This is a genomic window from Jeotgalibacillus sp. ET6 (genome assembly GCF_029667115.1).
Taxonomy (GTDB): domain Bacteria; phylum Bacillota; class Bacilli; order Bacillales; family Jeotgalibacillaceae; genus Jeotgalibacillus.
On sequence record NZ_JARUIU010000002.1, the window covers coordinates 134255 to 157611 of the forward strand.

The 23357-nt window shown below is 43.7% G+C and carries 25 protein-coding genes and 1 other annotated feature; of the genes, 15 read left to right on the forward strand and 10 right to left on the reverse strand.

Features of this window, described 5'->3' with window-relative positions:
• The first annotated feature begins 7 nt into the window (after positions 1–7).
• The 3 genes from P6709_RS05670 (at position 8) to P6709_RS05680 (ending at position 1822) form a co-directional block, all read left to right on the forward strand.
• Positions 8–553, forward strand: coding sequence for a PepSY domain-containing protein (locus P6709_RS05670; protein WP_278239930.1), 546 nt, complete (start codon positions 8–10; stop codon positions 551–553).
• 97 nt (positions 554–650) lie between these two features.
• The gene (locus tag P6709_RS05675) at positions 651–1178 is read left to right on the forward strand and encodes a PepSY domain-containing protein (RefSeq protein ID WP_278239931.1); all 528 of its coding nucleotides are present in this window, start codon (positions 651–653) and stop codon (positions 1176–1178) included.
• 113 nt (positions 1179–1291) lie between these two features.
• On the forward strand, positions 1292–1822 hold the full coding sequence (locus P6709_RS05680) for a GrpB family protein (protein WP_278239932.1): 531 nt from the start codon (positions 1292–1294) through the stop codon (positions 1820–1822).
• Between the two features lie 93 nt (positions 1823–1915).
• On the opposite strand, the gene P6709_RS05685 is transcribed toward P6709_RS05680, so the two are convergent.
• Complete coding sequence (locus tag P6709_RS05685; RefSeq protein ID WP_278239933.1) at positions 1916–2347, reverse strand: NUDIX hydrolase; 432 nt, start codon at positions 2345–2347, stop codon at positions 1916–1918.
• Positions 2348–2495: 148 nt separating this feature from the next.
• Between P6709_RS05685 and P6709_RS05690 the strand changes: the two genes are divergently transcribed.
• The 3 genes from P6709_RS05690 to P6709_RS05700 all read left to right on the forward strand — a co-directional run bounded on the left by P6709_RS05690 (position 2496) and on the right by P6709_RS05700 (position 4479).
• Positions 2496–3077, forward strand: coding sequence for a histidine phosphatase family protein (locus P6709_RS05690; RefSeq protein ID WP_278239934.1), 582 nt, complete (start codon positions 2496–2498; stop codon positions 3075–3077).
• A gap of 28 nt (positions 3078–3105) precedes the next feature.
• Positions 3106–3849: a class I SAM-dependent methyltransferase gene (locus P6709_RS05695; protein ID WP_442905313.1), complete on the forward strand. Its 744-nt coding sequence runs from the start codon at positions 3106–3108 to the stop codon at positions 3847–3849.
• 75 nt (positions 3850–3924) lie between these two features.
• A complete protein-coding gene (locus P6709_RS05700; RefSeq protein WP_278239936.1) occupies positions 3925–4479 on the forward strand; it encodes a hypothetical protein in 555 nt (184 codons plus the stop codon).
• Between the two features lie 70 nt (positions 4480–4549).
• On the opposite strand, the gene P6709_RS05705 is transcribed toward P6709_RS05700, so the two are convergent.
• The gene (locus tag P6709_RS05705; RefSeq protein WP_278239937.1) at positions 4550–5038 is read right to left on the reverse strand and encodes a hypothetical protein; all 489 of its coding nucleotides are present in this window, start codon (positions 5036–5038) and stop codon (positions 4550–4552) included.
• Between the two features lie 239 nt (positions 5039–5277).
• Here P6709_RS05705 and P6709_RS05710 point away from each other — a divergent pair, with 239 nt between their 5' ends.
• Positions 5278–5400 (forward strand): hypothetical protein, encoded by a 123-nt coding sequence (locus tag P6709_RS05710; RefSeq protein ID WP_269746114.1) that lies wholly within the window; start codon positions 5278–5280, stop codon positions 5398–5400.
• 418 nt (positions 5401–5818) lie between these two features.
• Here P6709_RS05710 and P6709_RS05715 read toward each other — a convergent pair whose 3' ends face one another.
• Positions 5819–6544, reverse strand: coding sequence for a MerR family transcriptional regulator (locus P6709_RS05715; RefSeq protein WP_278240516.1), 726 nt, complete (start codon positions 6542–6544; stop codon positions 5819–5821).
• Between the two features lie 88 nt (positions 6545–6632).
• On the opposite strand from P6709_RS05715, the gene P6709_RS05720 reads away from it, so the two are divergent.
• Entirely contained in the window at positions 6633–7337 is a 705-nt protein-coding gene (locus P6709_RS05720; RefSeq protein WP_278239938.1) for a CPBP family intramembrane glutamic endopeptidase, read from the forward strand.
• 162 nt (positions 7338–7499) lie between these two features.
• Here the strand turns inward: P6709_RS05720 and P6709_RS05725 are convergent, their stop codons facing one another.
• Positions 7500–7943, reverse strand: coding sequence for a GNAT family N-acetyltransferase (locus P6709_RS05725; RefSeq protein WP_336618992.1), 444 nt, complete (start codon positions 7941–7943; stop codon positions 7500–7502).
• Between the two features lie 356 nt (positions 7944–8299).
• On the opposite strand from P6709_RS05725, the gene P6709_RS05730 reads away from it, so the two are divergent.
• Positions 8300–9178, forward strand: a complete 879-nt coding sequence (locus P6709_RS05730; protein WP_278239940.1) for an EAL domain-containing protein — start codon at positions 8300–8302, stop codon at positions 9176–9178.
• A gap of 32 nt (positions 9179–9210) precedes the next feature.
• A complete protein-coding gene (locus P6709_RS05735; RefSeq protein WP_278239941.1) occupies positions 9211–10167 on the forward strand; it encodes a GGDEF domain-containing protein in 957 nt (318 codons plus the stop codon).
• A 118-nt stretch (positions 10168–10285) separates the two neighbouring features.
• Here P6709_RS05735 and P6709_RS05740 read toward each other — a convergent pair whose 3' ends face one another.
• The 3 genes from P6709_RS05740 to P6709_RS05750 are packed head-to-tail and all read right to left on the reverse strand — an operon-like array spanning position 10286 to position 14288.
• Positions 10286–11608 (reverse strand): HAMP domain-containing sensor histidine kinase, encoded by a 1323-nt coding sequence (locus tag P6709_RS05740; protein ID WP_278239942.1) that lies wholly within the window; start codon positions 11606–11608, stop codon positions 10286–10288.
• Between the two features lies 1 nt (position 11609).
• On the reverse strand, positions 11610–12278 hold the full coding sequence (locus P6709_RS05745; protein ID WP_278239943.1) for a response regulator transcription factor: 669 nt from the start codon (positions 12276–12278) through the stop codon (positions 11610–11612).
• A gap of 51 nt (positions 12279–12329) precedes the next feature.
• A complete protein-coding gene (locus tag P6709_RS05750) occupies positions 12330–14288 on the reverse strand; it encodes an ABC transporter ATP-binding protein/permease (RefSeq protein ID WP_278239944.1) in 1959 nt (652 codons plus the stop codon).
• A gap of 197 nt (positions 14289–14485) precedes the next feature.
• Between P6709_RS05750 and P6709_RS05755 the strand changes: the two genes are divergently transcribed.
• The 4 genes from P6709_RS05755 to P6709_RS05770 all read left to right on the forward strand — a co-directional run bounded on the left by P6709_RS05755 (position 14486) and on the right by P6709_RS05770 (position 19802).
• Complete coding sequence (locus P6709_RS05755) at positions 14486–15361, forward strand: AraC family transcriptional regulator (RefSeq protein WP_278239945.1); 876 nt, start codon at positions 14486–14488, stop codon at positions 15359–15361.
• Positions 15362–15442: 81 nt separating this feature from the next.
• Positions 15443–15667: a binding site (T-box leader), on the forward strand.
• 84 nt (positions 15668–15751) lie between these two features.
• On the forward strand, positions 15752–18841 hold the full coding sequence (ileS, locus tag P6709_RS05760; protein ID WP_278239946.1) for an isoleucine--tRNA ligase: 3090 nt from the start codon (positions 15752–15754) through the stop codon (positions 18839–18841).
• Positions 18842–19023: 182 nt separating this feature from the next.
• Positions 19024–19197: a hypothetical protein gene (locus P6709_RS05765; protein ID WP_278239947.1), complete on the forward strand. Its 174-nt coding sequence runs from the start codon at positions 19024–19026 to the stop codon at positions 19195–19197.
• 137 nt (positions 19198–19334) lie between these two features.
• Positions 19335–19802: an NUDIX hydrolase gene (locus P6709_RS05770; protein ID WP_278239948.1), complete on the forward strand. Its 468-nt coding sequence runs from the start codon at positions 19335–19337 to the stop codon at positions 19800–19802.
• A 276-nt stretch (positions 19803–20078) separates the two neighbouring features.
• On the opposite strand, the gene P6709_RS05775 is transcribed toward P6709_RS05770, so the two are convergent.
• Both P6709_RS05775 and P6709_RS05780 read right to left on the reverse strand, forming a co-directional pair.
• The gene (locus P6709_RS05775) at positions 20079–20567 is read right to left on the reverse strand and encodes a MarR family winged helix-turn-helix transcriptional regulator (protein ID WP_278239949.1); all 489 of its coding nucleotides are present in this window, start codon (positions 20565–20567) and stop codon (positions 20079–20081) included.
• Positions 20568–21773, reverse strand: a complete 1206-nt coding sequence (locus tag P6709_RS05780; RefSeq protein ID WP_278239950.1) for an MFS transporter — start codon at positions 21771–21773, stop codon at positions 20568–20570.
• 205 nt (positions 21774–21978) lie between these two features.
• On the opposite strand from P6709_RS05780, the gene P6709_RS05785 reads away from it, so the two are divergent.
• Complete coding sequence (locus P6709_RS05785) at positions 21979–22515, forward strand: putative glycolipid-binding domain-containing protein (RefSeq protein WP_278239951.1); 537 nt, start codon at positions 21979–21981, stop codon at positions 22513–22515.
• 46 nt (positions 22516–22561) lie between these two features.
• On the opposite strand, the gene P6709_RS05790 is transcribed toward P6709_RS05785, so the two are convergent.
• Positions 22562–23353, reverse strand: coding sequence for an amidohydrolase (locus tag P6709_RS05790; protein ID WP_278239952.1), 792 nt, complete (start codon positions 23351–23353; stop codon positions 22562–22564).
• Positions 23354–23357 lie beyond the last annotated feature (4 nt).

The following is a 23357-nucleotide window of genomic DNA, read 5'->3' on the forward strand; positions in this document are numbered from 1 at the left end:
ATCTGAAATGAGTCCTTTACTGAAAAAATTCAGCATAACCATTGCAGCAGTGGTTGTACTGACGATTTTAATCTGGCAGGGTGCAACGCTTTTGCAGAATGAACAAACCGTTTCGGCTGAAGAAGTCCAGCGAAAAGTGGAGCAGCAGTACAAGGGGGAAATAACTGCCATAGAACGCTCAGAAGACCGCTATCTTGTATCCATAACACTTGAAACAGGCTCTTATGAACTTGTAGTGGCGGAAGATGGCGGCAGGATACTAGGCATGGAGCGCGTGTCAGAAAGCAGACCGGAAGATGATCCTCCAACCTCTGAAGAAGATCCAGCGTCTGATCCAGCAGAACCCAAGGACGCTGATCAGCCCATCACTCGAGATCAGGCAGTCGATATTGCGAAGGATCAGGTAGAAGGAACAGTGGATGATGTAGATTATGAAAGTGATGAAGAAGGGTCGTATTTTCTTGTGGAAATTGAGCGAAGTGATGAGCTTGAAGCTACCGTTCAGGTCAATGCCATCACCGGGGAAATCATGTCTGTCAGCTGGGAAGATTAAATTCTCATCAAATTCTCATTTTCCTCTCCGTGGTTTCTCATCTTGCGTGTGTAATCTATAACTAGAAACAACAAACACACAAGAGGAGGAAATGAACATGAAAAACAAATTACTAATTGGCGGAATCGCAGGAGCAGTCATTCTGGGCGGGGGAGCATTTGGAATGAATGCCTTCGCTGACAGCAGCAATAACTGGAGTGAAAGCGATGCTGATCTGACACAGGAAGAAGCAGAAACCATCGCAACAGAAGAAGTGGAAGGTCTGACGATCACAACAGTGGAGAGAGATGACGATGACGGACGTTATGTGTATGAGATAGACGGTACAACGGAAGACGGAAGAGAAGCGGATGTTGAAGTAGATGCAAACTCCGGGGAAATCCTGAAAGTCGGTCGAGATCTTGCGGACAGCCAGGATGATCAAGTAAACGAAAACGTGGAGATCACGAAAGAAGAAGCAGAGGAAATCGCTAAAACAGAAGGAAAAGGTGACATCGTGAAATCTGAACTGGATGACGGACATTATGAAATTGAAATGAGAGACGGAGATGTTGAATACGAAATCGACATCAACGGCCAAACAGGAGAAGTAATGGAGTTTGAAATGGAACGAGACGACAACTAATAACCTGCCTGGACCAAATCGATTTATGATTTGGTCTTTTTTCTGGAATAAAAAGGGGGCGGTTTATGTTAACATTATTGAAGGTGGTTCATTAAAAATAGGGGGATGAAGGAATGAAGCTTGGATTGAAAAGAAATGAAGTTAAACTGGAAGATTATACACCAGAATGGAAAGATGAGTTCACCAGAATAAAAAAAGAAGTCGTGCAAACCACGGAAATAGAAGAGAATCGCATTGAACATATTGGAAGCACAGCCATTAAAGGAATGGTCGCAAAGCCCATTCTGGATATGATTGTTGGCGTAAACGATATACAAAACGTCGGGGACAAACTTTTTTCGGATTTGAAGCAGACAGGTTTTTTGCGGCTGAAAGTAGAACGGCCCAACGAGATCGTCCTTGCTAAATTTTCAGATGAAACATACGAGGAGAAAACCCATTATATCCATTTAGTCGAATTCCAGGAGGAACTTTGGAACAACTTACTTTTCTTTCGGGATTATCTGAATTCAAACGAGCTGGCACGAAAGCATTATCTTGAGATTAAACTCGATTATTTGAAAACAGCTTCCACTGGAATTGAAGAATATACCGATCGGAAAGAAGCATTTGTAAAAGAAATCTTCAAAAAAAGAAACGAGTAACGAAGCGGTTCTCCAGATGCAGGTCATTTATAATCCATCCGGAGACATGCCGTTTGACAGGAAGAAAACGAATTCCTGCCGGGTTCGGAGCAACTAAAAATCAATACAAAAAGGCTGCAGATCTGCGTTCAGGCTGTATTCAATCCGCTGCCTGAAATTTTTAAACGTCACCATTTCCAACGCTTCTTCTATTGGATAAAATCCAACTTCCAGGCTCTCAGGTGTGGTCGTTAAGCTGCCGCCAATCGCTTTCGCTAGAAACAGCGTGTTGCAAACGGAACGATCCACATTTTGAAAGATCCCGCAGAATTTTAATACTTCGATGTCCACACCGGACTCTTCTTTCGTTTCCCGGATGGCGGCATCTTTTAACGATTCGCCTTCTTCCACTTGTCCGCCGGGCATTTCCCATCCTCTTCTGGGACCTTTAATCAACAAAATTTCCTGTTGATCATTCAGGACAATGGTAGCTGCAGAAACAAAATGTTTTGGTGGAGAATAAGTATCTTGTTTATTTGGTTCCATATAATTTCCCCCATTCTATACGTATCAATTACCAGGTAAAAATAACTGAAAATTCCATTTAATTATAGCATAGCTTAAATGTTGTATGGAGTCCCGTATGGTAAAATAAGGACGGAAACAAAATGATAAAGAAGAAAGGAAGATAAACATGACTACAATCGGTTTGATAAGACATGGGGTTACGGAATGGAACACTTCAGGCAGAGCACAGGGGCATACAGATATTCCGTTAAGTGAAGAAGGAAGAGAACAAGCGAGACGAGTTGCAGAACGAATCGCTTCAGAAGATGAAAAATGGGACCTGGTTATTTCAAGTGACTTATCACGTGCAAGACAAACAGCAGAAGCGATTGCGAAGAAATTAGGACTGCCTGCACCAATTCAGGATGCGCGCATCAGAGAAATGCACCTTGGCGAAATTGAAGGACTGACTCTAGACGAACGGGTTACTCAATGGGGAGACAACTGGCGTGAGCAGGAGCTAGGCATTGAAACAACAGAAGCCGTCGCACAGCGTGGAGCTGATTTTATAGAAGAGGTCCTTGCGGAGCATAAAGGCAAAAAAATTCTGATCGTCAGCCATGGGGGGCTCATCGGATTGACATTGAAGCATCTTCTTCCTGAACAATTCACCCAAACGCTTTTAGAAAATACTTCGATCACCATTTTGAAGCATGATGAGACGAAATGGAATTGTTCGCTGTTTAACTGTTCAAAGCATTTGGTTTAACAAAGGCGGGAGGTGTTTTATGAATAAGATGGGGTCGGAAGAAGCGGCAAGAAGATGGAATGATTTCGCAGAGGACTATGCGGAAAAACATAGTGAGTCTGGAGATTTACATAAAGAGGTCCTGTTAAACCCGGTTATTATCGCGCTTGCAGGAGATATACAAAATAAAAAACTGTTGGATGCCGGCTGCGGAGAAGGCTATCTCAGCAGGCTGCTGGCAAAAGCCGGAGCTACCGTCACAGCCGTGGATTATTCTGAGAAAATGCTTGAAATTGCAAAGGAGCGAACCACCAGTGGAACGGCGGTTAACTATCTTCATGGCAGTCTTGAGAATCTCTCATTTTTAGAAGAGAGGCAGTTCGACCTTGTGATATCAAATATGGTTCTTCATGACCTTCAAGACTATAAAAAAGCGCTGCAGCAGATGTACCAAGTGCTCGCGCCCGGGGGAACGTTCATCTTTTCCATTTTGCATCCAGCCTTTATAACGCCAGTCAGCAGCTGGGAAAGAACGTCAGCAGGCGAAAAGCTTTTCTGGAAGGTCGATCGCTACTTTAATGAAGGAGTGTTCGAGCAGCCGCTTGGAGGGAAAGAGAAGATGCTGCTTTTTCACCGTACACTATCAAACTATGTAAATCAGATCTTACAGACAGGATTCACACTTGAGCAATTGGTGGAACCTAAACCTTCTGTGCATATGCTGGAAAAATACCCGTCATTCAAATCAGATCTGCGCAGACCGGACTTTATTGTTTTTAAAGCTGTAAAGTAACCACTGAACTACTTTGGTAGATAAAGAGAGTTCAAAAGGAAGCCGTTAACGAAAATAGGCTGAAGGGGGAAAACAGTGAAGAAACCCTACATCATTGCCATCGCAGGGGTGTCCGGTGGAGGAAAAACGGCCGCAGCAAAGCAGTTAGCTTCAAAACTGCCGCGCTCCATGGTTCTCTTTTTCGATGACTATGATTTTGAAGGTCCTGAAAATATAATTGAATGGGTGGACAAGGGAGCGGATTGTAATGAGTGGAATCTGGATCCACTCATACAAGACATTAAAAACCGCACCAGGGAAGCCTTTGATTATCTAATTTTGGACTATCCATTTGCGTATAAACATTACAGGACAAGTGAATGGATCGACTGTACTGTATTCATTGATACCCCGCTGGATGTCGCTATGGCGCGTCGGATTATAAGAGATTTTTCCAGCCGTTCTGCTAAAGACATCCTGCATGATATGGAAAATTATCTTACACAAGGCAGGCGCGGTTACGAAGAGATGCTGAAAACGATTAAACCGGACTCGGACATTATAGTTGATGGCAAACAATCGTTATCTAACATAACAGACGAACTATACGAGCGTATTTTAAACGATCAGAGTTTTCGAAGTCAGTTTTAGGTTTACATAATAAAAAGCTCAGAACTTAAAATTCTGAGCTTTTTTGATGGCGTAAGCCAATTATCCGTTTTCAGTTGCTGTTCTTTTTGATCAATTTAAACTGCCTGCCCTGCCCGGGTGAATCAAAATTTCTGGCGGTTGAGCCCGACGCAAAAGGAATCAGCCGCTCGTTCTGAATGAATTCAGGCTGCTCCTGATCGAACGTTTTATATTTAATATGCACTCTTTCCTGCAGCACCGGCTTTGCAGCAGGCTGCCTCATGCCAGCAATCCAGGTTTCAAAATTATACGTACCACGGTCAATAATCCCGCAAAGATCCTCAAGCGACTGCGTCAGATCCACCAGGCAATCCATTCCATTTTTTAAAATGACGCCTCTTTTTTTCGCTTTTTCAATCGAGTGCTTCAGCTTATAGGATTCATCGTGGTATGTGAATTCAATAAAACAGCTGTTTCGGTCCCAGTTAAAATTAAAATAATCAATCTTCAAACGCTTCATAACTCTAGTAAGCTTCTTTTCACACACACTTTGTTCCTTATGCGGCATCCAGTTGAACATTACGCTCGCCTCACTTTATCTGGTTTAGAATAGATGCAAGTCCACTTATACTATCAATTCGACATAGCCTTCAAATTACCTGTAAAAATCGTATGACAAATCTCGAATTTTTTTTCAACATAATCCGCAAGCATTCGACTTTTGCCGGATTAATATAAGAAAAGGGGGAGGATGACTAAAAGACCGGCTTTTGTGGTATGGATAGATAGAAAGCAAAATGTTCGAACGGAGGAAACCACATGATTAAAAAGATAAAAAAGCTGATGAGTGACCCTAAGGTTCAAAGAACGGTAAAAGAAAAAGTAGTGCCGATGGTCAAAAAAGAGATGGCGAAAAGAAAAGCGAATAAGAACGTTAGATAGATTCCAGAGGTGGCGGGGTCATCTCCCCTGAAGGCGCATATTTTCTGCATGAGGGAGGTGGGCTTCGTTTTCCTGAAATTAAGTCCTCCCAATCCTCTTATTCATAATTTCAGCATTTAATGCGAGGTGGGAATTTTCAGGATCATATCAGGAATTTTTCCACATTACGGTAACCTGCTTTTTTTCATAATTGGACAGTTCGAATCATACTCGGAACGCCTGCCGCCATACTCACTATAAAACTCCACATGGCATAACGCCAATCTGTTGTAAATATCGACACAACGATAAAAAATATCAGTTGACCAACAAATGCAAACCACGAAGCAATCCAGGCAAACTTTATGTTTTCCTTCATATCTATCATTCCTATTCCTAAATCGTAACTTCTGCGTTGAACCCAATAAATGACTTCCACCTAATCTGAATCGTAAGAAATACAGCGCTCAACAAACTCCATCACATCTTCCGAAATCGGATAGAGTCCCGTTTCCCCGGCAGGTTTTTTTCTGACATCCCAAAATGCTTCCATCAAATGTTCATTCCCTTGAAAGCTTTCATTGGATAATTCGATTAAAGCTGCCCCAATTTTAGAGCCTTCGTCTGATTCCGGTTTGATATCGTGTCTAATGCACCATTTAATACGCCGCAATAACGAAATATAGAGCTGGGCAGTCTCATCATTGCTGCTAAGATTAGGGATAGCCTGCTGAATAAAGGTTTTTTCGTCTTCCTCAAAGTAGTCGATCCACTTTTTGGCGCTCTTTTGTGATTGCTGTACAAGTCCGTTGACCCGTTCCCAGGATAAAGACTCTTCCAGATCTATCATATTGATTAATGAAGCAGTATTTGAAATGCTTGTTTGCAACTTTGATTGCTGGTCTTGCAGATAATTATAGTGAGAAATCAGAATTTGTTTATAAGATAGTTTGACTAATAGTCGGCGGATGTCCTCTAAAGGAAGTGAAAGAGATTTAAGGATGATTATTTTTTCCAATTGAAATAAATCGTTCTCAGAATAGTACCGCTTTCCACTATCATCTCTAGAACTTGGTGTAAGAAGGTTGATCTGGTCATAATAGCGAAGTGTGCGAACAGAAACATTTCGGAGCTTAGCTACTTGCCCTGTTGTCCATTGTTTAATGTGAAATCCCTCCTGTAAAAGACTTGCAGGTGACGTTGCGTCATCCAATATAGTCTAATTATACCATTTGCAGAAAGAGGGAAGTAGAATGAAAATGAATCATTATGAATGGAAAAATCAAGACAAGTGGGGACGAAGAGAATTTGTCCTGCTGCTTTTCATTGAGTTCGTATTTATTATTGGGGGCATCAAACTTTTATTAGGCCCAATGTATGCCCTATGGCTGGGTGACGAACTTTACGCAGGCACCCTTATGGGACTGACGATTGCGGTTGTTTTAACTTCTAGTGTGTACACCATCGCTCTCCGCCCCCAAAAACTCTCCTGGGGTGAAGTCGGGGTAAGAAATTTTGCTGCTAAGGATTGGAGAATTATTATCCTTTATAGCATTGTTCTATTGGCTGTCGCTGTGATCATCGTTGTACTTACATCTTTTATAGGAAACTCGTGGGAAAACAGCAAAACGGATGCCATGAAGCAAAATGTCACATTAGTTACCATCATGATTGCATTTATTTCCGCTGCCGTAATCTCTCCGTTATATGAAGAAATTTTCTACCGCGGTTTTATTTATCGCTGGCTGCGTACGCGGATTGGTTTTAAGGCGGCGATTTTAATCAGCTCAGCAATCTTTACGATCATACATATTCCAACCTACAATGTAATGCCGGTTAACTTTGTCAGTGGAGCAATTTTTGCTTTAGCCTACGAACGAACCAATTCAATCTGGCCGTCCGTTTTCATTCATGGAATCACTAATGGCATTATGGTTTTGCTAGCCTCTTTGGGATAAACGCGTAAATAAAAAAAGTATAAGAATGGAAAGCCTGGGACACTTGAATCTCGTGCTTTTATACCTGTTCAATGCGTTTCAGGAGGACGCTTTCCACAAGAACGACGCATAATTTCTAATTTATTTTTGTTATATCCCATCATTTCATTATGCTAAATAATTTTAGCACTTATACGCCATTTTAATGAATTCAAACGTATTTCCATTTGTGTCCTGCAGGAAAATGTCTATTTCTTTAAAACCAACTTTCTTATAAAGTTTGAGGGCTCTTTGATTAAAAGCCGCGACTGACAATGTTAATCGTTTAGGGTTAAAGCTCCGTTTCCCAAATGATATACCGGAGCGTAAAAACGTTAAACCCAGGCCTTGCCCCGTTAAGTTCGGCCTCAAGCCTAACCCAATATCATATGTCTCTGCATCTGTTTGGGTAAAAGAGAAAAAACCGATCAGTTCATGATGATTCATTACAGAATAGACAGAGCTGCCGCGCGTTTCAGGATCAATAAATCCCTCTAAATCCTCTTGATCGGCTTCCATATCGTAAAAAGAGTATTCACCATTATAGTGCCAATTGTATGCAATTTCCATGGCCTGTTTTTGGGTCATGATCTCAAAAAGGTACACCGTTAAATTCTCCTTTCTCTTACAATCTAGTGAAATGAATGGCGTGTAAAATAAGAGAATCCAGTTGCCTTAAACCTATTAACTATGACCGGGTATTTTACGTGAATGCCGCTTCTTTCCAAAGTTTGGTTGAATACTCATAAGAATTTCTGGTAAATTATGATAGGGTAAGTGTATCATAGCTTTTTTCTCCTTAGAAAATTCCCTTTTTTATGCTCCTTGCCCAGCCCTTTTCGAAATTTACCAAATCTTAATTTATTCTCCCATGAAAAATAAAACTCATAGCTTATAATGGCTTGACAGCATGGGATATTCAGTATGGGTAAAGGGAGTTTATAATGATGAATGGGCTTAGGGATGTTTTACACTATATGAAATATTTAAAGGCGAATAGAAGCTATCTATATAAGGAAAGCCAGAAGGATGGAGAGCTTCGTGAGCTGATGAAAAAGGAGCAGATGACAACTTTTTTTCAGCCGATTTTATCGCTGACTCAATCCGAAACGATTGGTTTTGAAATATTGAACCGGCCAAAAAGCACGAGACTTTTTCCGACGACGGAAACGTTTTATGATCATATTGGCAAAAGCAGAAAGGTGTTTGCGTTTGAACGCTTTCTTCGTAATCTTTCTCTTGAGCGGTATGAGGAAGGACTGAAGCAGGCAGATTCATATAAAGGCGGGCTTATTTTTCTTAATATCCAGCCGCAGATTTTAGAGGATCCTTTCTATCGCAGTGGTCACACGCTTGAATTGCTAAATAAATATCATTTGTCTCCAGACCAGGTCGTGCTTGAGCTGACAGAAAAAGAAACAGTGACCGATTACTGCCAGTTTGTGCGAACGATTGAAAATTACCGCCATCAGGGCTTTCGTATTGCGGTTGATGATGCAGGAACAGGCTACAACAGCTTAAAAACGATTTTATCGCTGCAACCGGAATTTCTGAAGCTTGATAAATCGTTAATCCGCAACATCCATGTAAATCCTGCTCAGCAGCATTTGGTTGAGCTGTTGGTGGATTTTGCAGGGCAATCGAATACAGAGGTGATTGCCGAAGGGATTGAAATTCTGCCTGAGCTTCTTTATTTGCAAAAATCAGGTGTTCACTTTGGACAGGGCTATGCACTCGGCAAGCCGAAAAACATTCTGGAGCCGGGCATTCTGCCGACGGCACCGACGAAACAGCAGGATAGGCCAGTTAAAGCACTTGGATAATAATTGATTTCCTGTGAAAGAGGGATGAACGAATGAGGGCATATATAGGGGACATTGCCAAAGGAATCAGCTGTATGAAGGGCAGCACTATGTGCAGTGAAGTGGATGAGCTTTTTCAGCAGGAGCCTGGTTTGCAGGGCATTGTAATAATGGATCCTGACAAACAGCCTGCCCTGATGACCCGAACAAAGTTTTATCAGAAAATGGGCACCCGGTATGGCTACAATCTATATGTTAAGCGGCCCATTGAATTACTGGCTAATCCCTCTCCGCTGACGGTTGATTTTTTCGCCTCCGTGATCGAGGTCAGCAAATGGGCGATGGCCCGTCCGGATCATGAAGTGTATGACGATGTGGTAGTTAAGAAGGAGGGGACCGTATATGGTGTGGTCAGCATTAAAAAACTTCTGACAACGGTTGCAGATATTCAAACAGAGCTTGCCAGCTATTTGAATCCCCTCACACGCCTGCCCGGCAATACATTGATTGACGAGAACCTCGCAGCATCCGTTGAGCAGCGGCAGCCCTTCACTTTTTTGTATATTGATTTGGACCGTTTTAAAGCATACAACGATTCGTACGGTTTTAAAAAGGGAGATGAACTCCTTCAGGCAACGGCCTCTATTCTTCGCAGCTGCTTTGAACGAACAGACAGTTTTCTCGGTCATATTGGAGGAGATGATTTTATTGTCATGATTCCAGGCGAGGAGTATGAACCTGCTTGCAGCTCGATCATCAGACAATTTGATGACCTTGTTCGCACCTTTTACTCAGAAGAGCATATTCAGCAGCGTTTTATTTATGCAGAAAACCGCAAAGGGCAGTTTGAGGAAATCGCGCTGGTCTCTATCTCTATAGCGGTTGTCACCTATACCCCTGAAGCTTTTGGCAGTGCAGAAGAAGTTGTAAAAGAGGCAACACGCCGAAAAAGCATTTGTAAAAAGAGAATGGAAAGCTGCTTTTATACGGAGTCTTTTCTTATTATTTAAGGAAGCGCTTTACTCCTTTTTAAGACTTAACACAAAAAAACAGCCACCATAAGATAAACTCCGGAGGTACACAAAAAACACCGCCCATGTAAAGGCAGTGTCAGTTGAGTGAAGCAGGTTAAACGGGAATGGTTACCGTCATGCAGGTTCCTTTTCCTTCTGCACTTGTCACATCTATTTTACAGTCATGCAGTTCAATAATCTTTTTTACGATGGACAAACCAAGTCCATTTCCTTCACCGGAACGGCCTCTTGCTTGATCGGCCATATACAGCCGGTCAAATATATAAGGCAAATCTTCTTTCGGGATGCCTTTGCCATTATCTTTGATATGAACAAGAACTTCCAGCTCCGTACGTTCCATTTGCACGATAATTTGATTGTTTTCATTTGAGAATTTAATCGCGTTTGTTAATAAATTTTGCCAGACCTGTTCAAACAGATCGCGATCTGCTCTAACGGAGCAAGGAAAGAGATCAAGCTCCACATCGAGATTTTTTTCCATCCATAATGGTTCAGAGACGAGAACGATTCTCCGAAGCTGTTCATCGAGTGGATAGTCAACCGGGTGAAATGGGTGTTGGTCTGAATCCAGGGAAGCAAGACGAAGCAGATGATCACTGAGCTTTGAAAGTCTCAAAGTTTCCTGATAAATAATATCAAGATATTCCTTCTGGCTTTCAACGGGAATGACGCCATCACGAATGGCACGTGTAAACCCGCGTATGGAAGTGATAGGACTTTGAATTTCATGGGAAACATTCGTGACAAAGTCATCCCTCATTTTATCAATTTTCTGCAGTTCAACCGCCATTTGATTAAAGCTGTCCATCAGTTCTCCAAACTCATTTTTCTTCTTATGATGAAGCCGAAACGATAAATTTCCCTTCGCCATTTCTTTTGCTGCGTTTGTCAGTTTTTTTACAGGACCGACGATATAGCGGGATGACAGCAAAATAAGCAAGCTGCCAATAATGATGACACTCGAAAGCCCCCCAATTAAAATACGCTGCATAATGTGCAGAAAGCCTGTAAAATCAACCTTTACGAACAAGGAGTCTTGTTCATTTCCTAAACTTGGCACACCGATAATAGCTACAGGCCCTTCACCCCTGTTTACTAACATGGGCTCTTGGTCCTGAGAAGCAAACAGGGGAGCCGCTTCTTCTTCAGTTAGAGAAAAAGGCAGTTCATCTCCTTCCTGTATCGGTTCAATCTGAACATTATAGCGGGATAAAATCGCGGCTGCCTGCTCGCGCTTATCTGGCTCTATCAGGGCAAGAAGAGACGAAGAGTCCCGTGCAATGTTCAACACCGGCTGATCAATAGCCACTTCTCTTTGCGAGAGCAGCGTACCAATGAAAAATGAAATAAAGACACTAATAAGGACGATGACGATAAAAATACTGACAATTTGAGCCCGAAGACTTTTTTTAAGCACGTTAGTTGTCCTCCAAACGGTATCCAAGACCCCTGACAGTCGTGATAGATAAGGAAGGGTAAGAATGGATGCGCTGCCGCAAACGTTTTATATGAACATCCACTGTCCGTTCGTCACCATCGTAATCCATGCCCCATAAGCTTTCAATTAGCTGGGTTCGGGTGAAAATCCGGCCGGGAGAACCAGCCAGCATAAAAAGCAATTCAAATTCCCTCTTTTTTAATTGGACGGCTTCTTCAGGTGAAGAAACCGTTAATGTATCAAGATCCATTTTTACGTCGCCGAGTTGAATTGCTTTTGATGAAGAAACGTTATACCGCTTTAAGAGTGATTTTACACGCAGGACAAGCTCAACAGGGTCAAAAGGCTTCACTAAATAATCATCCGAACCAGCCTGGAATCCTTTTACTTTGTCGATGGATTCGCCTTTTGCTGTTACCAGCAGGATCGGGATATCCAGATACCTTCTGATGTCTTGTGTTAATTCAATACCATCCACACGGGGCATCATCACATCAGCAATCATCAAATCCACCTTAGAATGGGCAACAACATCAAGTGCTTCCTGCCCATCCTTTGCTTCAACCACTGTGAAATGACTATTTTCCAGATAAAGCGTAATTAATTTAAGAATATGCGGGTCATCATCGACAACTAAAATTGTAGCCATTCAGTATGCCTCCCATCTTCTGCTATTTTCACAACTTTTTTTCTACACGGGTTATTCGTATCGCAGCGATTCCATTGGATCCAGTTTAGCAGCTTTTGAAGAAGGGAGTACTCCCGCAATCACGCTGATCAAGGTGCTGATTCCTATTCCAAACAGCATGTACTGTGGAGTGAGCTGAATCAGTTCAACATCAAAGGCATCTGCTAAAAAGATATTCAAACCAATGCTGATAAGATAGGCACCGGTCACTGCAACGACACCGCTCACAAGACCTAAAAGTGCCGATTCGGTAAAGAAAATGCGGCGGATGTCTTTTTTTCGTGCACCAATCGCCCTTAATATACCGATTTCTCTCGTCCGTTCCACCACACTGATATAAAGAACCACTAAAATCATTATACCCGACACAAGCAGTGAGATCCCTGCGATTCCGGCAAGCACCCATGTCGCCATATCAAGATACAGGGTGACCTGATCGAGCATAGCGGAAACAGGTGAGCTGACAAAGCCCGCTTCTTCCACGTCTTCTTTAATGCCTTCCACATCATCCTGATTGGCAGCGTACGCATTGATCTGTGTGGGCTCCAGGGTTAAATTTTGGTCGCTGTATGCTGCTTCAAGCGTCGAATAAGAAACAAATGCCCCCGCTCCCGCTATTGGTCCTGCATTATCCTGCGTATAAATACCCGACACGACAAGATCACGCTCAACGGTGACTGGCTGATTATTGTCATCCATTTCGTTGACAAAAAGCTGAATGGTTTCCCCTACAAGCGATTCGTACGTATCTTCACTAGAGATACTTTCAGCATACGATGCTGTCAGCAGCACTTCATCCTGGGATGGAAGTGTTCCTGTTTCAATCGCATCTTCAGAGATTGAATCGGTCACAGTGCCAAGTGAGGAGAGCTCATGATTTTCATCATTGGACACAATTGTGGCTTTACCGTTGACGGTTGTGACAAGTTCTACACGATCAATTTTTTCTATTTCGCTGATTTGATCGATTTCTTCACTTGTGAACGGATCGCCGCCCATTTGCGGCTGTGGAGGTCCATTTTCTTCGACGCTTTCGGTCTCTTTCACGACATCGACAAGCAGCGGATTTATGCTCTCGTTAATTTCATCATTCATATAGCCTGTTACACCATTGCCTAGTGCAAGCATAAGGAGAACACTAATAATCCCGATCGATCCTCCTATTGCCACCAGCGCATTTCGTTTTCCTTTTAACTGCATATTTCGCAGAGCCATTTTAAATGAGGCGGCCATGCTCAAGCTTTTTCCTTTTTTCTGTTTGGTTTCCCTTGGAGCAGTGTAACGCTCTCTTGAAATATGGTCATCTTTAATTCGGCCGTCGTCTACAGATACAATGCGGCTTCCAAATTGAGCCACTTTTTCTGAATGGGTGACCGTGATGATGAGAACGCCTTTTTTGGCAATTGAATTGAGGATTTCAAGGATTTGTTCACTCGTTTCCTGATCAAGTGCTCCTGTTGGTTCATCGGCCAGAATAATATCAGGATCATTAGCCAAAGCGCGTGCAATGGCGACACGCTGTTTTTGACCGCCTGAAAGCTGATTCGGACGCTTTTTTACATGATCCTGCAAGCCTACTTCCGCTAAAATCTCCAGCGCACGCTTAGTACGTTCTTTTTCACTTGCAGCCATCATTTGCATGGCAATCGTTACGTTTTCGAGCACGGTTAAATGAGGGATCAAGTTAAAGCTTTGAAAAATGAAGCCGATTTTATTTTTTCGATAGGCATCCACTTCTTTTTCATTCATCGATCTCAACGTTTGCCCCTGTATGATCAGTTCTCCTTCATAATCAGAGTCCATCCCGCCGATGATATTCATTAACGTCGACTTTCCTGAGCCCGATTCACCGAGAATGGAAACAAACTCCCCGCTTTCAAAGCTCACATTCACATCCCGAAGGACAGGTATTTTTTCTTTCCCGGAAAGGGTATATGATTTATTTAAATGCTTAATTTCCACCAGCTTCATCGTATTCCTCCTATTTAAACTGTTCATTATCAGGATTCTGTTGCTCTTCCTGATAACTGAATACTACCAGTCCTATATGAACTGAAAATGAACTGGAGAAAATTTATCACACTTTCGTACACCTGCATAATCGTGCATGAAAAGTCGGATGGAAGCAATCTGCTCCTGCTATTCTTTACATCAAGGAGGTCATATCAATGGGATCGTTAAAAGAAATGAATGAAGGGCTGCAGTATATTGAAGAAAATCTTGAAAATGAATTGGATGTAAAAGAAGCAGCAAGGATTGCTCTTTGTTCTGAATATCATTTCAGAAGAATGTTTTCCTTTCTTGCAGGGATTTCACTATCGGAATATATCCGCAGGAGACGGCTGACTCTCGCGGCGTTTGAGCTAAAAGACAGCCCTGTAAAGATCATTGACCTTGCAGTAAAATACGGCTACAATTCAGCCGATTCTTTTACCCGTGCTTTTCAACAAATGCATGGCACGACACCGTCAGAAGCAAGAAAAAAAGTTTATTCACTAAAAGCCTACCCAAGGATGACCTTCCAATTATCCGTTAAAGGAGGAAATGAAATGAACTATCGAATTGAAGAAAAAGAAGCATTTCGCATTGTGGGGATTAAAAAAAGAGTTCCGATTATTTTCAGCGGGGTAAATCCGCATATTGCTTCCATGTGGGAAAGCCTAGATGGTGAAGCAATCAATCAGCTTAAAAGTCTTTCCAATACCGCACCGTTTGGCCTGCTGAGTGCCTCAACTAATTTTTCCGAAGGACGAATGGAGGAAAAAGGAGAGCTTGATCATTATATCGGAGCGGCTACAACAGAGGCGTGCCCTGAAAATCTGACCCAGCTTGAAGTTCCTTCTGGCTCATGGGCGGTATTCGAGGCAATCGGGCCATTTCCGGATACGCTGCAGGATGTATGGGGACGCATTTATTCCGAGTGGTTTCCGTCCTCCACGTATCAACAAATTGCAGGTCCGGAAATACTATGGAATGAAGACAAAGATCTAACCTCACAAACGTTTAAAAGCGAAATCTGGATCCCTGTTCAAAAAAAGGGATAATCAGCGATGCAGTACATCAGCCACGTGCAGCACGCACTTTGACAACCGGGGTATTTCGTTATACGATATTGGAAATAATTGATTGTATCGATGACGAGAAAAGTAAGCTGACACACCTGACCCAAAGAGAGCCGTGAAATGCTGGGACACGGCGGCGGGAATCAGCCGATGATCATCTCTGAGACGTTTTCCTGAAACGTGAGAAGTAGGGAAAACCGGCTGACGGCCGTTATCCGATTTTAACCGAGTGCTATGTGATTTTCACATGGAATATGGGTGGTACCGCGGATCCAATCCGTCCCTGTTTACTGAAGCAGGGGCGGATTTTTTTATGCATAAATGTCTCTGCTGCTGACTGCTTGAAAAAATTGAATGGTTGAGGTGAAAGCAATGCGCAGTGTAAATACAAAAGAAGCCGCGGTCGATCGTGAAAACCGCGTCAAAGACTATTGGAATCAACATCAGATTTTTAACCGCTCCATGCAGGAACGAGAAGGTGAGGAGACCTTTGTGTTTTACGAAGGACCGCCAACCGCCAATGGTCTTCCACATGCAGGCCACGTACTCGGCCGCGTCATCAAAGACTTTGTTGCCCGCTATAAAACCATGCAGGGCTATCAGGTACTGAGAAAAGGCGGCTGGGACACGCATGGTCTGCCAGTCGAGCTTGAAGTGGAAAAGCAGCTGGGCATTTCAGGCAAGCAGAAAATTGAAAACTTCGGTGTGGAAAAATTCATCGAGGAATGCAAAAAAAGTGTGTTTAATTATGAAAAGCAATGGCGTGAATTTACTGAATCGATCGGCTACTGGCTTGATATGGACGATCCCTATGTCACGCTGCAAAACCGCTACATCGAGAGTGTCTGGTACATTTTAAGCAATCTGCATGGCCGGGACCTGTTAACAAAAGGACACCGCGTTTCACCGTATTGCCCGAGCTGCCAGACCACGCTGAGCTCACATGAAGTCGCGCAAGGCTATGAAACCGTGAAGGATTTATCTGCCACTGCTAAATTTAAAGTCAAAGGGACAGACAATGAATTCTTCCTAGGCTGGACGACCACTCCATGGACCCTGCCCGCAAATGTTACGCTGGCTGTTCACCCGGAGCTGACGTATGTAAAGGCCAAAAAAGGTGGAGAAATCTTCATTGTGGCTGAAGCGCTGGCTGAAAAAAATCTGGGAGAAGGATTTGAAATTCTATCTAAACATAAAGGAAGCGAGCTAAAGAACCTGGAGTATCACGCACCCTTTCCGTTTGTAAAACCAGATCGGGGTCATTTTGTCGTCACAGCAGACTTTGTTAACGCAGAGAGCGGAACAGGAATTGTTCATATCGCTCCGGCCTACGGGGAAGATGACTACAATTTAGTGAAGGAAGAAAATCTTTCATTCTTTAACGTCGTTGATTCACAGGGCCGATACACTGAGGACATCCCGCCGTTTGCAGGCCGTTTTGTTAAAGACTGCGATGTGGATATCGTGAAGTACCTTGCAAATGAGGGGCTGCTGTTTCACAAAGAGAAGTATGAGCACAGCTATCCGCATTGCTGGCGCTGTGACTCTCCGCTGCTGTATTACGCAATTGAAAGCTGGTTCATCAAAACCACCCAGCTGAAGGATCAGTTTTTGCAAAACAATCAGCAGGTGGAGTGGCATCCGGCTCATATTAAAGACGGCCGTTTTGGAAACTTCCTTGAAAACATGGTGGACTGGAATATCGGGCGAAACCGCTACTGGGGTACGCCGCTTCCGATCTGGATCTGTGATGCTTGCGACCATCAATATGCGCCAAACAGCCAGGCCGATCTGCAGGAAAAAGCAATCGGAGATATCGGAGACGTTGAGCTTCATAAGCCATATGTGGATCGTGTACAGCTTACATGTGAAAAATGCGCAGGCACGATGAACCGTGTTCCGGAAGTCATTGATGTCTGGTTCGACAGCGGCTCCATGCCGTTTGCCCAGCAGCACTATCCATTTGAAAACAAAGAGCAATTTGAAAAGCAATTTCCAGCAGACGTGATTTGTGAAGGAATTGATCAGACACGCGGCTGGTTTTACAGTCTGCTTGCCGTTTCCACGCTTTTTACCGGCAAAGTTCCATATAAACGCGTTTTATCTACCGGCCATATCCTTGATGAAGAAGGCCGCAAGATGTCTAAAAGTAAAGGCAATGCCCTAAATCCAATGGACCTTGTCAATCAGTTTGGCGCAGATGCGTTCCGCTGGGCACTTTTAGCCGACAGTGCACCGTGGAACAATAAACGATTCTCAGAGCGTGTCGTGATGGAAGCAAAATCAAAAATCATCGATACACTCGTAAACACACACGGCTTTTACACACTGTACGCCAATATCGACGGCTACCAATTCAATGAGACGGAAACAGGTGAAAAAACGCTGCTTGACCGCTGGGTACTTTCCCGTCTGAACTCTGTAGCAGTGGTCGCGAAAGAATCGCTTGATCAATACGATTTCACGAAAGCGGCTAAAGAACTCGAAGGCTACATTGAAGAAGTCAGCAACTGGTACATCCGCCGTTCGCGTGACCGTTTCTGGAAGGAAGGCATGAATGAATCGAAAAAAGCAGCCTACCACACCCTTCATAAAGTGCTGGTTCAATTAAGCGAAATGCTCGCACCATTTGTGCCGTTTGTGGCAGACGATATCCATGTGAATCTGACAGGCGAAAGTGTCCACCTGGCACTGTTCCCGGCAAGCAATCCAGAAGACAGAAACCAAGAGCTGGAACAGGACATGGCAGCCGTACTTCAAGTCGTTGAACTTGCCCGAGGCGTGCGGAATGCAGAAACAATTAAAACCAAGCAGCCTTTGTCACAGCTGACCGTCATTCCAGTCAATCCGGATCAGGGCAAAGCACTTGAAAAATACAGTGACATTATCAAAGATGAACTGAATGTCAAACAGCTGACAGTCAAGCAATCCTCTGATGATCTGGTACGCTGGGAAATCAAGCTGAATTTCCGCGCAGCAGGACCGGTTCTCGGGAAAAACGTCAGTAAAGTAAAAGCCTATCTTGAAAATCTCACAGATACGGAAGCTGCCAGTGTGATAAAAGAAGGGAAAGCAACTGTTCCAACAGATGGAGGTAACATAGACGTAGCAATGGACCTGCTTCAACCGGAACGCATTGCAGACCCGGGGCTTTCCATGGGAGCAAGCAAGGACTTTCACGTTATCTTAGATACTGTGATTACAGAGGAACTTCGATTAGAAGGACTTGCGCGTGAACTGATCCGCGTTATTCAAGATGAGCGGAAAAAGCAGGATCTGCCTATAGACCTGCGCGTGGCGATCACGATAAGCGGAGACGAAGAGCTGACCAAGGCCATACAGCAAAATGAAGAACTGATTCAGCAAAACGTTCTCGTTAAAACCCTGACGATCGGCCAAGCGGAACAGATGAAGGACTTTGAGATTGGTGAGCATAGAGGGAAATTAGTCATTGAAAAATAGAAGAAGGAAACCTGAGCGGCTTGTGAGCTGCTCAGGTTTTTTTATAGAAGGTAATAAATCAAAAAAAATTGATCATAAGCCTTGACTTAAAATTCTGAAAACGGTACGATAAGTTTAGATCAAAATAAATTGATGATTTATTATTAATACATCAAAAATAATTGATAAAAGGAGAGATTCATTTGGAACACGAAGTATTAAGAATGCAAAGAGAAGAAATAAAAAGAGGCATTACTTATCACCGGAAATGCGTAACAGCAAAGAAGAAAAGACGCCTGCCGATTCTGAATATGAGCGGTTTCTCGCTTTCTATTTTCAAAAAGAATAAAGGTCCTGTGTGCTGCGGCTGCTATTGAACAATTTTGATTAATATATCAAAGATAATTGATTGATTAAAGCTGTAAGTTTTTGCCCTATTACAGCTTTTTTCAGTTCCTTCCTTGCACGTCGCCGATGTTTTTGAAATGATTGGAAAAGGAAGGAGCGGGAAAAAGTGAATGACTACATAGCAACAATGAGAAAAATGATCGGACACAATACATTATTAACGGTCGGGTGTGGTGCCATCATTGAAGATGCAGGTGGGCGTGCGCTGTTTCAGAAGAGATCAGATTACGGAGTCTGGGGAATTCCCGGCGGCTTGCTTGAAGTTGGAGAAAGGGTAGAGAACGCGCTGATCCGAGAAGTGCTGGAAGAGACAGGGCTTTTAATCCGAGACATTTCCCTGTTTGGAATCTATTCTGGTGAAAAGGGCTTTGCCCAATATGAGAACGGGGACAAGGTATTTAGTGTCCAACTCGTCTTTCACACAATTCAATACGCCGGTGTGCTTCAGCCGAGTGATGAAGGAGGAGAACTCAGCTTCAGACAGAAGAACCACATTCCACATGAGGTGAATCCCCATCAGGCCCCGTTCATTAAGGACTGGGTAGCCGGTGTTAAGACCCCAGTGATTAAGTAACATAACATGCGTGCTTACGGGAGTGTGAGGATTGAAAGGCAAAAGGAGTTGGGAAGAATATTTTTGAAAATGAGGAAGTACTTATAAATAGTATGAGGTGAGCGGAGCGGAAGGTGGCGACTCCAGCAGGAGATGACGGCAAGCTGAGACTTTGCAGGCTTTGCCCTGTAAAGGCTCAGCGCCGTCCCTGCGGAAAGCGTCCACCTGAAGCGCAGCGAACCGGTCAAAGACGCTGAGACACTTTTGTCCCAGGCTTTAACAAAATATATCTCTATACTATTCCTCTGCCTTTTCTTCTCTTTTCTTCTTCTCTGTTAAGTGTGTGATGATATTCTGAAACGACTTTGAAAGCGCAACTACTTCTTCATCTCCAAGAACACTAAACAATTCGTCTGTAAGCTGTTCTTCAATTTCATTGACCCGTGCAGAAAAGGCATGCCCAAGTGAGTCCAGCTGAATAAAGCTTTCCCGCAGGTTGTTCGGGTTTTTTTCTTTTTTTACAAAGCCCCGATTTTCCAAAACCTTGAGCACCTGGCTGATTCCGCTTTTCGAGATGTTCATACGCAGCGCAAGCTCGGTGGTTGTCCATGTATCCTGCCGCTTAAAAAGCATCAGTACCTGCTCCTGCTGATAGGTCAGTTCAAATTCATTTAAGTCCATGAAGTATTGTGTGAGCAGCAGATCGAGCTCATCTATTTGACGGTACATCTGCTGAATTTGCTGTTTTTTATCCTGTTTCAAATCGGTCATTCCTTTCATTATCATCTATGCCGCCTTTCTAAACGTGCCGCTTCTTAGAAAGAGTAGGACACTTGCGGCCAGGGCAATTCCGCCAAAAACGACAAGCAGTGTCTGAATGGGAACAGCCAGGGCGACAAGTACGGATAAGACTGCAAAAGCGATCGGCTCTAGTCCTGAGGCGGCGAGCGCCATGATACTCATCACACGGCCAATCTTATCTTTATCACTGTTTTCCTGCATCAGCGTCACTGCCGGCAAATAAACCAGCATCAGCATGAAACCGCTCATGGCTGAAGCAATGGCAAGAAGCGGAATGGACTCGGCCTGCGTATAAAACAAGAAAGCCAGAACCGTCAAAAAGAGTGCCCGAAAAACGAACCGCCCGCGCTGAACAGATCGGAGCGCAAGAACAAGGAAGCTTGCGACAAATGTACCTAAAGCAAGTCCGCCTTCAATAAGACTCAAGTCAAAGGGCGTTCCTCCGCGTTCACCGACGAGGATGGGAATGCTCATAATCAGCGGCCCCATCATAAACAGATTGACGATGGCAATCGCCAATGTACCCGCTCGTAAAATGGGCGTTCGGGAGACATAAGAAATTCCTTCTTTTAAATCAAATATGACCGTTGAAAACGTCAAGGTCGCAGACGCAGGAATCTGATCCTGAATCAAGCGCGGCAAAATCAGAACAGCTGCAAGCAGGATCAACCCTGCTGACGTTCCGAAGCTTAGTGCGAAACCGCCGAACGTCAGCAGGACACCGGCAAGAAACGGCCCAAAAACAAACATGAGCTCAAGTGAACCCTGGAACAGGGAATTGGCACGCTGAAGATCCTGCTTTTTCACGATTGAAGGGATGAGAGACGAAAGTGCCGGATATGACATGCCGTCCAAAATTCCAAAAACCACAGCGATCACAAGGAGAGCGGTTACCGAGTAGGCGTCTGCCAAATGAAGTCCGACGATTGCGAGCATTAAAGCGGCTTGCGCAAGATTAGTCAGGAAAAGTAAGCGGCTTTTTTGAAAACGGTCCGCAAAGACACCTCCAAACACCATCATCACAACACGTGGAAGTGACACGGCGGCCATGATAATTCCAAGAAGACCGGGCTGCTTCAATACATCAATGGTCAGCCAGGAAATGCTTAGAAAGAAAATCGAAAACCCGAGTGTCAGAGACATGCCGGACAGCCACGTAAAGATAAATCTCTTATTAGTAAGTAGCTTCATAGAAACCTCACAAGAATAATAGTTTAGTTAAGTTAACTAAACTAAATATAACTGGAACATATTCTATAGTCAAGCGCATGTTGGCTTATGTTAAAAAGTACCTTTTGTCTGTCTTTTTCATGTCCCATACGGTATCTTCATTTTAAGCTGCAAATTAAATAGAAATAACCATGCAATGACAAGTCCACTAAAAGGGGGAAATTTGATGAAAAAAATCATTTGGAAAAATCTCGAAACAATCGGGCGGCGGGAAGAAGCATTTCTCACGAAAAAAGACAAAGGCATTACGGTGACAAGTAGTGTAGCCGGATCCGAATACTCTTACCCTGTCACGTATCATCTTCAACTGGACCTAAAGTGGGCAGTTCAAAAGGCAGAGATTACTCATGGAGATAAAACACTCACTCTTTCCTCAAATGGAGAAGGAAGGTGGAGTAAAAACGGAGACCACTTGGAAGAGGCAGAGGGAGTCGTGGACATCGATATTTCAGCCACACCCTTTTCAAATACACTCCCCATCAACCGGTTTTCCTGGGAAACGGGTCAAAGTAGAAAGCTTGATGTTTTGTACATAGACGTACCGGCACTGACCTGCCAAAAAGTTGAGCAGGTGTATACCTTTACAGGAGAGGTGGGAGAGTATCGTACTTTCCTGTATCAGTGCCGTGACTATGAAACAACGATTAAGGTAGACAAAGACGGGCTGGTCGTTGACTATCCGGAAGCGTTTCAGCGCCTATAAAAACATTCCAGAGCGAAAGCCACTCCGGAATGCAGAAATAAGCAGATTAATCTAGAACACCCTGATTCTTTAAGGCAAGAAGAAAAACCTTTCCAATCGTTCCTAGCGCCTCTTCATCCACATCAAATTTTGGATGGTGATGCGGGAAATTGGCGTTAAGATCTTCATTTCGCCCGCCTACAAAGAAAAAGGTGCCTGGTCTTTCCTTGAGGTAATATGAAAAGTCCTCTGCACCCATAAATGGCTTCATTTCCTTCACATGAAAAGAGGGAAGATGCTCCTCTGTCAGTTGCTTTAACGAATCGGATTCCTTCGGGTGATTGTACACAGCGGGGTGACCGAAATGGTACGTTACTTCAACGCTTGCCCCGGTCTGCATCTCGATAGCCTGAGCAGTTGACGTAATCATTTTCTCGGCATCTTTTCGCACGGTTTCGTCAAATGTCCGTACCGTTCCTTCAATGATCGCGGAATCCGGAATCACATTGGCGGCTTTTCCGCTGTGGAACGAACCCACTGTGAGGACAATGGCTTTTAGCGGGTCGACGCGCCGGCTGGGTATTTGCTGCAAATTCACCACCAGCTGACTTGCTGCGACCACTGGATCAATCGTTAAATGCGGCAGTGCACCATGACCGCCTTTTCCCTGAACGTTGATATGAAATGTGTCAGCAGCAGCCATCGTGTAGCCCGACTGAAAAAGAATTTCGCCCACATCATTTTCAGACCACACATGAGCGCCGTAAATCGCATCAACTCCCTCTAAACAGCCGTCTGCAATCATGGCTTCAGCGCCGCCGGGACTTACTTCTTCTGCAAATTGATGAATAAATACCACCGTC

Coding starts and splice junctions, on each gene's coding strand:
- P6709_RS05670 (WP_278239930.1), top strand. CDS start 8: ATGAGTCCTTTACTGAAAAAATTCAGCATAACCATTGCAGCAGTGGTT.
- P6709_RS05675 (WP_278239931.1), top strand. CDS start 651: ATGAAAAACAAATTACTAATTGGCGGAATCGCAGGAGCAGTCATTCTG.
- P6709_RS05680 (WP_278239932.1), top strand. CDS start 1,292: ATGAAGCTTGGATTGAAAAGAAATGAAGTTAAACTGGAAGATTATACA.
- P6709_RS05685 (WP_278239933.1), bottom strand. CDS start 2,347: ATGGAACCAAATAAACAAGATACTTATTCTCCACCAAAACATTTTGTT.
- P6709_RS05690 (WP_278239934.1), top strand. CDS start 2,496: ATGACTACAATCGGTTTGATAAGACATGGGGTTACGGAATGGAACACT.
- P6709_RS05695 (WP_442905313.1), top strand. CDS start 3,106: ATGGGGTCGGAAGAAGCGGCAAGAAGATGGAATGATTTCGCAGAGGAC.
- P6709_RS05705 (WP_278239937.1), bottom strand. CDS start 5,038: ATGTTCAACTGGATGCCGCATAAGGAACAAAGTGTGTGTGAAAAGAAG.
- P6709_RS05710 (WP_269746114.1), top strand. CDS start 5,278: ATGATTAAAAAGATAAAAAAGCTGATGAGTGACCCTAAGGTTCAAAGA.
- P6709_RS05720 (WP_278239938.1), top strand. CDS start 6,633: ATGAAAATGAATCATTATGAATGGAAAAATCAAGACAAGTGGGGACGA.
- P6709_RS05725 (WP_336618992.1), bottom strand. CDS start 7,943: ATGACCCAAAAACAGGCCATGGAAATTGCATACAATTGGCACTATAAT.
- P6709_RS05730 (WP_278239940.1), top strand. CDS start 8,300: ATGATGAATGGGCTTAGGGATGTTTTACACTATATGAAATATTTAAAG.
- P6709_RS05735 (WP_278239941.1), top strand. CDS start 9,211: ATGAGGGCATATATAGGGGACATTGCCAAAGGAATCAGCTGTATGAAG.
- P6709_RS05745 (WP_278239943.1), bottom strand. CDS start 12,278: ATGGCTACAATTTTAGTTGTCGATGATGACCCGCATATTCTTAAATTA.
- P6709_RS05750 (WP_278239944.1), bottom strand. CDS start 14,288: ATGAAGCTGGTGGAAATTAAGCATTTAAATAAATCATATACCCTTTCC.
- P6709_RS05755 (WP_278239945.1), top strand. CDS start 14,486: ATGGGATCGTTAAAAGAAATGAATGAAGGGCTGCAGTATATTGAAGAA.
- ileS (WP_278239946.1), top strand. CDS start 15,752: ATGCGCAGTGTAAATACAAAAGAAGCCGCGGTCGATCGTGAAAACCGC.
- P6709_RS05775 (WP_278239949.1), bottom strand. CDS start 20,567: ATGATAATGAAAGGAATGACCGATTTGAAACAGGATAAAAAACAGCAA.
- P6709_RS05780 (WP_278239950.1), bottom strand. CDS start 21,773: ATGAAGCTACTTACTAATAAGAGATTTATCTTTACGTGGCTGTCCGGC.
- P6709_RS05785 (WP_278239951.1), top strand. CDS start 21,979: ATGAAAAAAATCATTTGGAAAAATCTCGAAACAATCGGGCGGCGGGAA.